Genomic DNA, 12,074 nt, shown 5'->3' with positions numbered 1-12,074 from the left:
GTTGTTCAACAATCCACGCCGTGTTCCGCTTGCCCACGGGGGGCCCATGGACCGCACCAACGCGCAGGCCGCGTCCGCCGCCGATCCCTTCGCGCCGCTCGCGGCCGACCGCGACCGGCTCGGCCGCGGCAGCACGGCGCAGCGCGTCGCCGACGTCCTGCGCGACCGGATAGCCGAGGGGACGCTGCCGCCCGGCACCCGGCTCTCCGAGGAGGCGCTCGGCGCCGCGCTCGGCGTCTCCCGCAACACGCTGCGCGAGGCGTTCCGGCTGCTGGCGCACGGCCGGCTGGTCGTGCACGAGGTGAACCGGGGCGTCCGGGTGCGGGTGCTGAGCCGCGCGGACGTCCTGGACATCTTCACCGTCCGGCGGGCCCTGGAACTGGCCGGACTGCGCGCCGCGCCGCAGGCCCGCCCGAGCCAGCTGAGCGCTCTCGCGCAAGCCGTGGCGGGGGGCGAGACCGCCGCGCGGGCCGGTGACTGGCGGGCCGTCGGGACCGCCGATCTGCGCTTCCACCGGGCGCTGGGCGGGCTGGCCGGCAGCCCCCGGATCGACGAGTACCTGAGCCGGGTCCTCGCCGAGTTGCGCCCCGCCCTCCTGGCGCTGCCCCGCGCCCGCTGGCTCCACGAGCCGCCGCCCGTCCGGAACCGGCGCTTGACGGATCTCCTCGAACGCGGTGCGCTGCAGTTGGCCGAGGCGGAGCTGGACAGCTCCCTCGCCGACTCCCGGCAGATGCTTCTCGACACCCTGGGGGACACGATGGGGAAGGCCGCCCGATGACCGCTTCCGCACCTCCGTCCGCGCCCGTCATCGACCTCAACGCCGATCTCGGCGAAGGGTTCGGCCGCTGGAGCCTGACCGACGACGAGGCCCTGCTGTCGGTCGTCACCAGCGCCAACGTGGCCTGCGGCTTCCACGCCGGCGACCCGTCCACGATGCGCCGGGTGTGCGCGCTGGCCGCCGAGCGCGGGGTGCGGATCGGCGCCCAGGTCTCCTACCGGGATCTGGCGGGCTTCGGCCGCCGCGCCATGGACGTGCCGCGCCGCGAGCTCGCCGACGAGGTCGCATACCAGATCGGGGCGCTCGACGTCTTCGCACGGGCCGCCGGTTCACGTGTCTCCTACGTCAAGCCGCACGGCGCGCTGTTCAACCGCACGGTGCGCGACGAGGAGCAGGCCGCGGCGGTCGTCGAGGGCACCCTGCTCGCGGCGGGCGGCCGCCCGCTGCCCGTGCTCGGGCTGCCGGGCTCGCGGCTGCTGGACGCGGCGGAGGGGGCCGGGCTGCCGGCGGTCGCGGAGGCGTTCGCCGACCGCGCCTACTCCGCTGACGGCACGCTGGTGCCGCGCGGCCGGCCGGGCGCCCTCGTCGAGGACCCGGAGGAGGTCGTGGCCCGCTCCCTGCTGATGGCCGTGGACCGGCGGGTGGCGACGGTCGAGGGCGAGAAGATCACCGTGCGGGCCCGCTCCCTGTGCCTGCACGGCGACACCCCGGGGGCCGCCGCGCTCGCCGTGATGGTCCGGGAGGCGCTGATCGCCGACGGAGTGGCCCTGGAGCCCTTCGCGTGAGGGTCCTGCGGATGGGGCGGCACGCCCTGCTGGTGGAGCCCGGCAGCCCCGAGGCGGCGAGCGCGCTCCACGCCGAGCTCATGCGCCGGCGCGAGGCGGGTGAGCTGCCCCCGGTGCGCGAGATCGTGCCGGCCGCGCACACCGTGCTCATCGACGGCCTGGACGACCCGCGGGCCCTCGCCGCCGAACTGGCCGGCTGGGAGGTGCCCCCGCCGCCCGCCGGGGCGGGCCGCACCGTCCGCGTCCCGGTCCGGTACGACGGCCCGGACCTGGCGGAGGTCGCGGAGCACTGGGGTGTCCGCCCCGGGGAGGTCCCGGAGATCGTCGGCGGGGTGCGCTTCCGGGTGGCGTTCTGCGGTTTCGCCCCGGGCTTCGGCTATCTGACCGGGCTGCCGGAGCGCTACCGGCTGCCGCGGCGGGCGACGCCCCGGACCTCGGTGCCGGCCGGGTCGCTGGCCCTCGCCGGGGAGTACGCCGGGGTGTACCCCCGCTCCTCGCCGGGCGGCTGGCAGCTGATCGGCAGTACCGGCGAGGTGCTGTGGGACCCGGCCCGCGAACCGGCGGCGCTGCTCACCCCGGGCACGGAGGTGCGCTTCGTCCCCGCCGGCGGTCAGGCGGCCCTGCGGGACAGGAACGGGGCGGCCGGACGCGACGAGCGGCCCGCGGCGGCGCGGAACGAGAATGCACCCGCGCGGGACGGCGGCCCGGCGGTCCTACGGGACGGCCCCGCGACCGTGCGGGACGGGAGCCCCGCGGCCGTACCGGGCGGGAGTCCGCCCGCCGCGCGGGACGACGGCCCGGCGGCCGTGCGGGAGGGAGTCCGGTGAGCGACGGCCGTACGGCGGTGACCGCGGCCACGGCAGCGACGGCGGGGCCCGGAGCGCTCGAAAAGACCGGTGCGTCGCCCGGGACGACCGGAGCGCTCGGGGTGGCCGGGGCACCCGGACCGCCCAGGGCCCCCGGCCCGTCCGGAACACCCGAACCCCCCGCCGCACCCGAGCCGTACGCGTCCGTGATCCGGGCCGAGCGGCCCGGCGCGCTGACGACCGTCCAGGACCTGGGGCGGACCGGCCACGCCCATCTGGGGGTCCCCCGGTCCGGCGCCCTCGACCTCCCCGCCCACCGGCTGGCCAACCGTCTGGTCGGCAACCCCCCGGAGGCGGCGACCCTGGAGACGACCGTGACCGGCGTCGCGCTCCGCGTCCGGAGGGCGGTCACCGCGGCCGTCACCGGCGCGCCCTGCGCGGTACGGGTCGACGGCCGGCCCGCGCCCTGGGGAGCGCCGGTGCGGCTGCCGGCCGGCGCGGTCCTCGACGTCGGCCCCGCAGCCGGCGGCCTCCGCTCGTACATCGCCTTCGCGGGCGGGGTGGCGGCCGAGCCGGTGCTGGGCAGCCGCTCCGCCGATCTGCTCTCCGGGCTCGGCCCTCCCCCGCTGGCCGCCGGCGACGAACTCCCGCTCGGCACACCGCACGGGCCGCCCGCCCCGGTGGACGCCGCGCCCTGTCCGGGCCCGCCCGCCGAGCTGGTGCTGCCGGTGCTGCCGGGGCCGCGCCACGACTGGTTCGCGCCGGACGCGCTCGACTCCCTGGCCCGGGCCCGGTACGCGGTGTCGCCCGCGAGCAACCGGATCGGGCTGCGCACCGAGGGCCCGCCGCTACGGCGTTCCCGTACGGGCGAACTGCCCAGCGAGGGCATGGTGCTCGGGGCGGTGCAGGTGCCGCCGGACGGCCGCCCGGTGGTGTTCCTGGCCGACCATCCCGTCACCGGCGGCTATCCGGTGATCGGCGTCGTCCCGGAGGAGCATCTCTGGGCGGCGGCCCAGTCCGCCCCGGGCACGCCCCTGCGCTTCGTCCCGGTCAGCCGCTGACGCTCCCGGCCGGAGAGCGGCGCGGCGGGTCCGCGGTTCGGCGCGGCCGCTCTGCCTGCCCACGCAGACCCGTCGTTCCGCGCGGAAGCCCTTCATCCCCACCCCGGGCCGCGCGGGACCGCCGAGTGCGCGCAGGGCGGGGCGGAGTGTCACCGGCGCGCGGGCAGGGGAAGGGAAGACGCCGCACGGCGGGTGAGGACCGTTGTGCCAGGACCAGGCAGGGCCGGCGCCGGCCATCGCCCTCGCGCCGGGACCGGGCACCGACCCGGGTCTTGCCTCTGAGGGCTGTTCAAGGCTTCCGGCCTCCGGTGCGACCGGCGCTCCTGCGGCCGGCCGGCGGGGCCGCGGGCGTTCCCGGCAGACCAGGCGTGCCGGGACGCGTCGGCGGACACCCCCGGGCGGACGGCAGCCGGACGCCGTCCGCTCACACCCCGCCGGCGGCGAACCCCGCGTCGGGGCCTATGCGGCTGCGGACCGCCGTCTGGACCTCCGCCTCCTCGGCGGGGTCGGCGGCGAGCCGGCGCAGTTGCTCGACGACCCGGGTGTCCCCGATCGCGGCGTGCCGGGCGGCCAGTTCGCGGGTGGACTCCTCGCAGTCCCAGAGGCATTCGACGGCGAAGCCCGCCGCGAAGGAGGGGTCGGTGGCGGCGAGGGCCCGGGCGGCCCGGCCGCGGAGCTGGGAGGAGGAGGTCTCGCGGTAGACGTGCCGGAGGACGGGGGCGGCGCTGTCGATCCGCAGCCGGCCGGTGCCGTCCACGAGGTTCCACAGCTCGCGGGCGTCCGCTCCCCCGCTCCGCACCGTGCGGCGGAGCGCGGCCAGGACGAGCCCGGCGTCCCGCGCGCCTCCGCGGCAGGCGAGCATTCCGGCCGCGGCGTTGCCCACGGCGTCGTCGCGGTGCGCCCAGAGCCGGGCGCGTTCGAGGGCGGCGACGCTCCGCATCCGTTCGAAGGAGGCGAGGGCGGTCTCGGCGACGAGGCCGGACGGGCCGGCCGTGCCGGACAGGCCGGGCGGCTCGGAGGCGGCGAGGTCCAGCAGATCGAGGACGCCCGGGTCCTGCCGGTCGGCGAGGTGGTGGAGCGCGGCGCTGCGGGCGGCCTCGGGGCCGCTGCGGGCCGCTTCGAGGAGGAGCGGGCGGTCCTCGGGGCCGGCGACGGCGGCGAGACAGCGGGCGGCGGCCTCGTGCCGCGGCTGCCCGGGCTCCTCCTCGTAGCGGCGCTGGGCCCACTCCAGGACCTCGGGGACGCTCCAGCCGGGGCTGGGCCCGGCGGGCCTGAGCTGCCGCTGCCAGCGGTCGAAGGAGCCCCGTTCCCGCGCGGCGCGGACGCGGCCGGCGGTCCGGGGGCCCGCGGCGCCGTCCGCCCACAGCTGCCAGGGCCGGGGTTCCCAGGCGTCGCGCACGGCGGCGGTGAGGGCGGCGTCGCCCTCCGGGCCTTCGGGGAAGCGGGCGAGGACGGGGGCGCCCAGCGAGCGGAGCACGGCGTCGTCGGCGCGCAGGGCGAGTTCGTCCAGCGCCCAGCGCCAGTTGGTGCCGGCGGCGGTGTAGCGGCGGAGGAGGTCCACGGCGTCGGTGCGGCCGTAGCCGGCGAGGTGGCCGAGGAAGGCGAGGGCGAGGCCGGTGCGTTCCTCGGCGGTGTCCATCACGTCGTCGGCGTCGAAGAGGTGGTGTTCGATCTCGTCCAGGCCGCCGTCGAGCGCGAGGTGGAGCCGGGCGTAATAGAGGGAGCGGTTCTCCAGCTGCCAGTCGTGACGGGGGTCACGCACCACGCAGTGGTGCAGTGCGGCGAGCGCCTCGCCCCGGGGGGCCGCGAGGGCGTGCAGGGTCCCGTCGCCGCGGCCTCGCTGCAGGAGGCCGAGCAGGGTGCCGCTGGGCGCTATGTCTGGATCGAACATGAGGTCAGCATCCGGTGCGGGAGGTTCGCTGGCAACGGGATATTTCCGCTGACCGGCATTCTTGCCGGTGACCGCGGCCCCCATGCCCGGCGGGAGTGGGGTTTCCCGGCCCCGGGCGCACGCAGCTTACCCGGACGCGGCCGTTCCGCCGAGTCCGCGCCCGGGGAGGCACCGCGGCACCGGTGTCATATGCCGTCCGCACCACCGGGCCGGGTATCGCCGAATCCCTTACGGACCGTCGCTCGCTGTGCAACAGTCGTAACCGGCCCTCCCGGCAGATCCCAGACCTGTCCGTGCCGCGCCTGTATCGGAGTCCTTCATGCCGTCCCATGTGTCCGCGGAGCACCCGGCCGCCCAGCCGCCCGAGCCCGGCACGGTCGAGGCCCTGATCGCGCAGGCCCGGCGCCTGCGGGGAGAGGTCGACGCCGTACGGCGCACCACGGCCGCCGAGCCGGAGGACGAGCACCTGCGCTGGCAGCGCGCGCTGTGCGAACTCGCCGTCCACCATCTGGACGATCTGGGACGGCAGTTGGGACAGCTGCGGGACGGCCCGGCCCCGGAACCCGATGGCGCGGCCGCCGGCGCCGGGGCGACGGCCGGCCGCGTGGCGCTGCCGGCCGCGCCGCCCGAGGAGCCGGCTCACCGTCCGGCCGGCCGGGCGGGCAGCGCGGAGTGGAACCTCCTCACCGACGAGGCCGACTGGTCGGGCGAGCTGTACGAGCTCTTCGCCCGCTCCCCGGCGGAGGGTCCGCTCTCCCTGGACGAACTGCCCTCCTGGCTGGTGGAGGACGACCAGCCGCTGCTGACGGCGATGGTCACCGACTGCCTGGTGGACGGCCGTCCGATCGACGGCGAGTTCCGCATCGTGCGCGCCGACGGAGCGGTGCGCGCGGTCCACATGATGGGCAGCCCCGTCCTCGACGCCGACGGCCGCACCGCCTCCATGTGGGCGGTCCTCCGCGACGTCACCGAACTGCGCCGGAGCGAGCGCGAGGTGCGCGAGACGCGGGAGGCGCTGCTGCGCCGGCGGCAGATCGCACGCACCGAGCACCGCATGGCGGTGGAGCTGCAGGAGGCCGTGCTGCCGCCCTGGCGCGAGACCCAGCGCTTCCCGCCGGCCGCCGCCGGGGCACCGGATCTCGCCGCCCACTACCTCCCCTCGGCCACCAGCGCCCTGATCGGCGGCGACTGGTACGACGCCCTCCATCTGCCGGACGGCGGCGAGCTGTTGAGCGTCGGGGACCTCACCGGCCACGGCATCGCCGCGACCTCCGGCGTGGCCATGCTGCTCGGCGCGCTCCGCGGCATGGCGCTCGCCGGGGCCGGACCCGGCGCGCTGATGGAGCGGCTCAACCAGCTGCTGGACACCGCCGCCCAGCCTGCCCTGGGCAGCGCGCTGTGCTGCCGCTACGACCCGGCCGGCCGCACCCTGGAGTGGGCGCAGGCCGGCCACCCGGCGCCGCTGCTCTTCCGCGGCGGCACCGGCCGCGCGCTCCCCCGGCCGGAGGGCGTGCTCCTCGGGGCGACCAGCGGAGCCGTCTACGGGCAGGCGCGGGAGCCGCTGGAGCCCGGCGACGTGGTCGTCCTCCACACCGACGGACTGGCCCGGCGGGCCGACGGCCTGACCGACTCCCCCGACGGCGAACCGGGCGGCGCCCGGCGCCTGCTGGAGCTGGCGCCCCGGTTCTGCGCGGCGCGCAGCGCACGGGAGTGCGTACGCGTCGTGGTCGAGGAGTTCGGCGGCACGGAGCGCGAGGACGACGCCTGCGTCCTCGTGGCCAGGATCGGCGACGAGGAGGGGGAGCGGCGCGAGCCGTCCCCGGGCAGGCCGTAACGGCGGTCCCGGCGAGCCGGTGCGCCGTCACGCCGCGCCCCGTGAGCACCGTCCGCGGCGCGCGTCCCGTCAGGCCGCGGGGAGGGGTCGTACGGGCAGCGGTGTCAGACGCCCGCCGCCCGCCCGACGGCCCCGCGTGCCGACGCGCGGGACGACGGTGCCTTCGGCAGGGCCGCCTGGATCTCCGCGCGGAGGTCGTCGACCGTGGAGTGCCCGGCGTACTGCCCCGTCAGCCGGTACATCTCGCGCAGCCGGTCCCACGTCCGGTGCGAGGAGGTCTCCCCGATGCTGACCAGCGCCAACCGGGCGTAGCGGTCGGCCTGTTCGGGGTCGTCGGCGATGAAGCAGGCCGAGGCGAGCGAGATGTAGTCGAAGATCTGCGAGCGCTGGTGGCCCTTGCCGCGCAGCCGCAGGGCCTCCTTGGCGTGGCGCTTGGCGGTGACGGCGGCCGACGGGTCGTGATCGGCGAGGGTGCGGAACGCCAGGGCCTGCATGCCGTGCAGATCCGCCTCGTCGAACATCTGCATCCAGCTCGGCGGGGGCACGTCGCCCCGGTCGGAGGCGAACAGGTCCTCGGCCCGGCCGAGGGTGCGGCGCATCGCCTGCCCGCGGCCCATCGAGGCCTGTGCCCACGCCTCGATCGTGCAGAGCATGGCGCGGGTGCGCGGCAGGTTCTCCTCACCGGAGCCGGATCCGGCGAGCTTCATCAGGTCCAGCGCCTCGTCGGGCCGGCCGAGGTGGACCATCTGCCGGGCGGCCCGCGACAGCGCCTCCCCGGCGCGCGGCCGGTCGCCGCCCTCGCGTGCCGCGTGCGCGGCGATGACGAAGTACTTCTGCGCGGTGGGCTCCAGGCCGACGTCGTGGGACATCCAGCCGGCGAGCACCGCGAGGTTGGCCGCGACGCCCCACAGCCGGCGCTGGAGGTGTTCCGGGTGGCGGTAGGCGAGCATGCCGCCGACCTCGTTGAGCTGGCCGACCACGGCCTTGCGCTGCAGCCCGCCGCCGCGGGCCGCGTCCCAGGCGCGGAACACCTCGACCGAGCGCTCCAGCGCCTCGACCTCCTGTCTTCCGACGGGGGCCGCGTCGAACCGGTCGAAGCCGGCCGTCGCGGCGGTCGCCGGGCCGCCGGTGCGGGGCCCGGGGAGGGCCCTCGCGGGGTCGGTGTGCAGCCAGTCGCGCATGGCGACGGCGAGTGCTGATCCTGTGGTGAGCGCGGCGCCCGCGCCCACCAAGCCGCGTCGGTTGAGCATGAGGTCCATTCCCGTGAATTCGGTGAGAACCTCGGCGGTCCGCTCGGGCGCCCAGGGGAGTCCGTCGTCGGACTGCCGCTTCCTCCCCGCACGCCCGCGCCGGCCGAGTCCGAGGTCCTCGATGGTCACGACACGGCCGAGACGCTCGGTGAACAGGGTCGCCAGCACCTTCGGCACGGGATCGCGCGGCACCTCGCCGGTGTCGATCCAACGCCGCACCCGCGAGGTGTCGGTTGCCAGCTGGGGGTGGCCCATGGCCGCCGCCTGCCGGTTGACCAGCCTCGCGAGTTCGCCCTTGGACCAGCCGGTGAGGCCGAACAGGTCCGCGAGTCGGGTGTTGGGTTCCTTGGTCACGTCAAGCCCCCAGGTTCCTCGGCTGATCCGACACTAACGGCCCGTCAGGGGGTGGCGGGGCATTCGCCAGGCTTCGCCAGGGTCCGCCAGGTGGTGTGCCACCCGCGGTCGGGTGTCGGGTAGGAACCGCGCCACCCGTCCCGGTGGCCGGACCGCATTTCCCCAGGGTGCGGAGACCGGGCCCGGGCGGGCGGCGCAGGCTTGCCGTCGGCCCACGAAGGGATCCGTTCCGCCCATGTACGCAGCGCCGTCCTCCGTGTCCGCCCCGCCTCCGCCGTACCGCCCGCAGGCGGGTGGCGGCAGGCCGTACGCCGCCGGTGCCGTACCCGCCGGGGCCCTGCCGGCGGGGGGGCGGCCGCAGCGCGCGATGGGCGGGGGCGGCCGGACCCTCAGCGGGAGGATCGACTTGTCCGGCCCCCAGGGCACCCAGCTGCGCACCGCCATCGCGGCGGTGCACCGGATCTGCCCGGAGTTCCACCCGGTGCAGGTGCTGCGCCGCAGCGGGCGCTCGGTGCTGATCGTCGGCACGACGGGCCGTGCCACGGCGGTGGCGAAGTGCCTGCTGGACCACTCCCCCGCCTGGACGGAGCGGGCCCGGCAGGAAATAGCGGCATACCGGGCGTTCGTCCGGCACCGCCCGCCCGTGCGGGTGCCCCGGCTGGTCGCGGCGGACCCGGACAACTGCACGCTGGTCGTGGAGCGGATGGCGGGGCGGCCGGCGGCCCTGCAGCGGCACCCCGTGGAGGCCCCGCCGCGCGCCGACATCAAGACGGTGCTGCAGGCCGTCTGCCGGGTCAACCAGTGGCGCCCGCCGGCCGGGCTGTTCGGCGTTCCGCTGGACTACGCGGGCCGGCTGAACCGGTACCACGAACTGGGGCTGCTCACCGACCGGGACACCAGCGACCTGCAGAAGCTGCTGCACGGCCTGGCGCACGCGGCCGGCCGCCAGGGCGGCCAGGGGCAGGGCCAGTTCTGCCACGGCGACGCGCTGCTCTCCAACTTCCTGCTCTCACCGGCCGGTCCGGTGCTGCTCGACTGGGACCACGCCGGCTGGTACCTCCCCGGCTACGACCTGGCGACGCTGTGGACCGTCCTCGGTGAGGCGCCCGCGGCGCGCCGCCGGATCAGCAGGCTGGCGCAGGCCGCGGGGCCGGCCGCGCGGGACGCCTTCCTCGTCAATCTGATGCTGGTGCTCACCCGGGAGATCCGCACCTGCGAGACGGCCGTGCAGCGGATGATGCGCGATCCGGGACCGGTCCTGCCCGGGGCGACGGGCTCCCCCGGCGAGGCGCAGCGGCTGCTGCTGCGGCGCCTCCACGACGACTGCGGAATGGCCCGGCGGGCGGTACGGGCAGCGGTGGGCACCCGCTGAGGGGCGCCGTGCGGGGCGCGCCCCAGGGGGTGGGGCGCCCCGCACGGTGGGGACACGGACGCGGCCCGCGCGGTCCGCGCTCCCGTACGGTGCTCGTTGGTCACGGGAGCCCCGGTGACCGCCGCCCCTCCGCCCGGAGCCACGGGTCACTGGTCGCGGTGGTGCACCGCCGCGACGGCGAGGGCGGCCCCGGCGAGCGCCCAGGCGGCGTAAACGGTCCACGCCCCGCTCGTCGTCCAGGGGTACGGCCCCGGCGGAAAGCCCTCCACGGCGACCAGCCGGTTCCAGGCGCCGAGGGGCAGCGCGTGATCGAGAACGGCCGCCCAGCGGCGGTTCTCCTGGACGGCCGCGGGGAGCAGCAGAAGCACTGCGAAACAGGCGACCGCGGTGGCGGCTCCGTGCCGGATGAGAGCACCGAGCGCCAGACCCGCGAGCGCGGCCACCGGTGCCAGCAGCGCGGAGGCCGCGACGACGCGCGTCGCGCCCGGATGGCCGAGGGAGACCCCGGCGTCCCGGGCGTCCAGGATCGCCTGGGTCAGGAGGAACGAGCCTCCCGCGACGACCACTCCGAACAGAGTGGCCACCGCCGTGACGACGCACGCCTTGGCCGCCATGAGCGAGCGGCGGGCCGGGACCGCCGCGAAGGTGGCGCGGATCATTCCGGTGCCGTATTCGCCGGTGACCGCGGCGGCGCCGATGGCGCCGAGGGCGAGAAGCAGCACCAGGGCGGCGTTGGCGGTGAAGGCGTCGCGCAGCGGCATGCCGTCGGTCACGAAGCCCGCGCGGGCGTCCGGACCGGACGCGTCCCAGTAGCGGTAGTGGTCCCAGGCGGCGCCCGCGTTGAACGCCATGACGGCCACCGCGCCGGCCAACAGGCTCCAGGGGGTGGAGCGGAGCGACCACAGCTTGAGCCACTCGGCGGCCAAGAGGTCGCGGAACCGTCCCCGGGGCCCGGTCTCCGGCGTTCGGGCGGCTGCTGTGCTCGTCACCGTGGTCACCGGCTCTCCTCCGCGGGGTATTCGACGCTGCCGGCGGTGAGTTCCATGAACGCGTCCTCCAACGAGGGTTGCCGGGGAGTCAGTTCACTCAGCGGGATGCCGTGGCGGCAGGCGATCCCGCCGATTTGCTCCGCGGTCAGCCCGGTCACGCCGAGCACGCCGTCCTCCGGGCGCACGGCTGCTCCCTCGGCGGTCAGCAGGGCCTCCAGCCCGTGGGGGTCCGGAGTCCGGACGGCCACACCCCGGCGGGTGCCGCGTGCGGCGAACTCCCGCAGGCTCTCCGCCGCGATCAGCTCGCCCCGGCCGATGACGATCAGTTCATCGGCCGTGTGTTCCATCTCGGACATCAGGTGGCTGGAGACGAACACGGTGCGGCCTTCGGCGGCCAGTTCGCGGAACAGCCCGCGCACCCACGCCACCCCTTCCGGGTCGAGCCCGTTGAGCGGTTCGTCGAACAGCAGCACCGGTGGATCGCCGAGCAGCGCGGCGGCGATCCCGAGCCGCTGCCGCATGCCGAGGGAGAACCCGCCGATGCGGCGCCGGGCCGCGCCGGCGAGTCCGACCTGCTCCAGTACAGCCTCCACCCGGCGGCGCGGGATGCCGTTGCTCCGGGCCAGGACGGCGAGGTGCGCCCGCGCGCGGCGGCCGCCGTGCGCGTCGCCCGCGTCCAGCAGCGCCCCGGCCTGGCGCAGCCCGCGCGGGTGGTCCCGGAAGGGCCGGCCGCCGACGGTCACGGTTCCGCCGGTCGGCTCGTGCAGTCCCAGGATCATCCGGAGCGTGGTGCTCTTACCGGCGCCGTTCGGGCCCAGGAACCCGGTGACCCGTCCCGGTCTCACCGTGAAACTCAGGCCCTCCACGGCGGGGGTCCGGCCGTAGCGCTTCGTCAGTTCATTGGCTTCGATCACCCGCCCACCGTGCCGGGGCGCGCCCGCGCCTGTCGTCGGC

9 protein-coding genes and 1 pseudogene are annotated in these 12,074 nt (G+C 76.7%); 6 read left to right on the top strand and 4 right to left on the bottom strand.

What is annotated here, in order from left to right; genetic code table 11:
- The first annotated feature begins 46 nt into the window (after window positions 1-46).
- From IF83_RS0122220 to IF83_RS0122205, 4 genes and pseudogenes are all read left to right on the top strand, one after another.
- Entirely contained in the window at window positions 47-778 is a 732-nt protein-coding gene (locus tag IF83_RS0122220; protein WP_051723134.1) for a GntR family transcriptional regulator, read from the top strand.
- Window positions 775-1,563, top strand: a complete 789-nt coding sequence (locus IF83_RS0122215; RefSeq protein ID WP_030546847.1) for a LamB/YcsF family protein — start codon at window positions 775-777, stop codon at window positions 1,561-1,563. Before IF83_RS0122220 ends, IF83_RS0122215 begins: the two co-directional genes overlap by 4 nt.
- 11 nt (window positions 1,564-1,574) lie before the next feature.
- Window positions 1,575-2,171: pseudogene (locus IF83_RS0122210) on the top strand (5-oxoprolinase subunit B family protein); the annotation flags it as partial.
- Window positions 2,172-2,575: 404 nt separating this feature from the next.
- Window positions 2,576-3,430, top strand: a complete 855-nt coding sequence (locus IF83_RS0122205) for a 5-oxoprolinase subunit C family protein (RefSeq protein WP_030546843.1) — start codon at window positions 2,576-2,578, stop codon at window positions 3,428-3,430.
- 424 nt (window positions 3,431-3,854) lie between these two features.
- Here the strand turns inward: IF83_RS0122205 and IF83_RS0122200 are convergent, their stop codons facing one another.
- Window positions 3,855-5,321 (bottom strand): hypothetical protein, encoded by a 1,467-nt coding sequence (locus tag IF83_RS0122200; RefSeq protein ID WP_030546841.1) that lies wholly within the window; start codon window positions 5,319-5,321, stop codon window positions 3,855-3,857.
- A 319-nt stretch (window positions 5,322-5,640) separates the two neighbouring features.
- On the opposite strand from IF83_RS0122200, the gene IF83_RS0122195 reads away from it, so the two are divergent.
- Window positions 5,641-7,155, top strand: coding sequence for a PP2C family protein-serine/threonine phosphatase (locus IF83_RS0122195; RefSeq protein WP_051723131.1), 1,515 nt, complete (start codon window positions 5,641-5,643; stop codon window positions 7,153-7,155).
- Between the two features lie 104 nt (window positions 7,156-7,259).
- Here IF83_RS0122195 and IF83_RS0122190 read toward each other — a convergent pair whose 3' ends face one another.
- Complete coding sequence (locus IF83_RS0122190; protein ID WP_030546837.1) at window positions 7,260-8,759, bottom strand: DNA-binding protein NsdB; 1,500 nt, start codon at window positions 8,757-8,759, stop codon at window positions 7,260-7,262.
- A gap of 235 nt (window positions 8,760-8,994) precedes the next feature.
- Here IF83_RS0122190 and IF83_RS0122185 point away from each other — a divergent pair, with 235 nt between their 5' ends.
- Complete coding sequence (locus IF83_RS0122185) at window positions 8,995-10,131, top strand: aminoglycoside phosphotransferase family protein (RefSeq protein ID WP_030546835.1); 1,137 nt, start codon at window positions 8,995-8,997, stop codon at window positions 10,129-10,131.
- Window positions 10,132-10,277: 146 nt separating this feature from the next.
- Here IF83_RS0122185 and IF83_RS0122180 read toward each other — a convergent pair whose 3' ends face one another.
- Both IF83_RS0122180 and IF83_RS0122175 read right to left on the bottom strand, forming a co-directional pair.
- On the bottom strand, window positions 10,278-11,129 hold the full coding sequence (locus tag IF83_RS0122180) for an ABC transporter permease (protein WP_030546833.1): 852 nt from the start codon (window positions 11,127-11,129) through the stop codon (window positions 10,278-10,280).
- A complete protein-coding gene (locus IF83_RS0122175; protein ID WP_030546831.1) occupies window positions 11,126-12,034 on the bottom strand; it encodes an ABC transporter ATP-binding protein in 909 nt (302 codons plus the stop codon). The genes IF83_RS0122180 and IF83_RS0122175 overlap by 4 nt, the downstream gene beginning before the upstream one ends.
- Between the last annotated feature and the right edge of the window lie 40 nt (window positions 12,035-12,074).

The organism is Streptomyces albus subsp. albus (assembly GCF_000719865.1).
GTDB lineage: Bacteria > Actinomycetota > Actinomycetes > Streptomycetales > Streptomycetaceae > Streptomyces > Streptomyces albus_E.
This window is presented reverse-complemented; position numbering and strand designations above follow the sequence as displayed.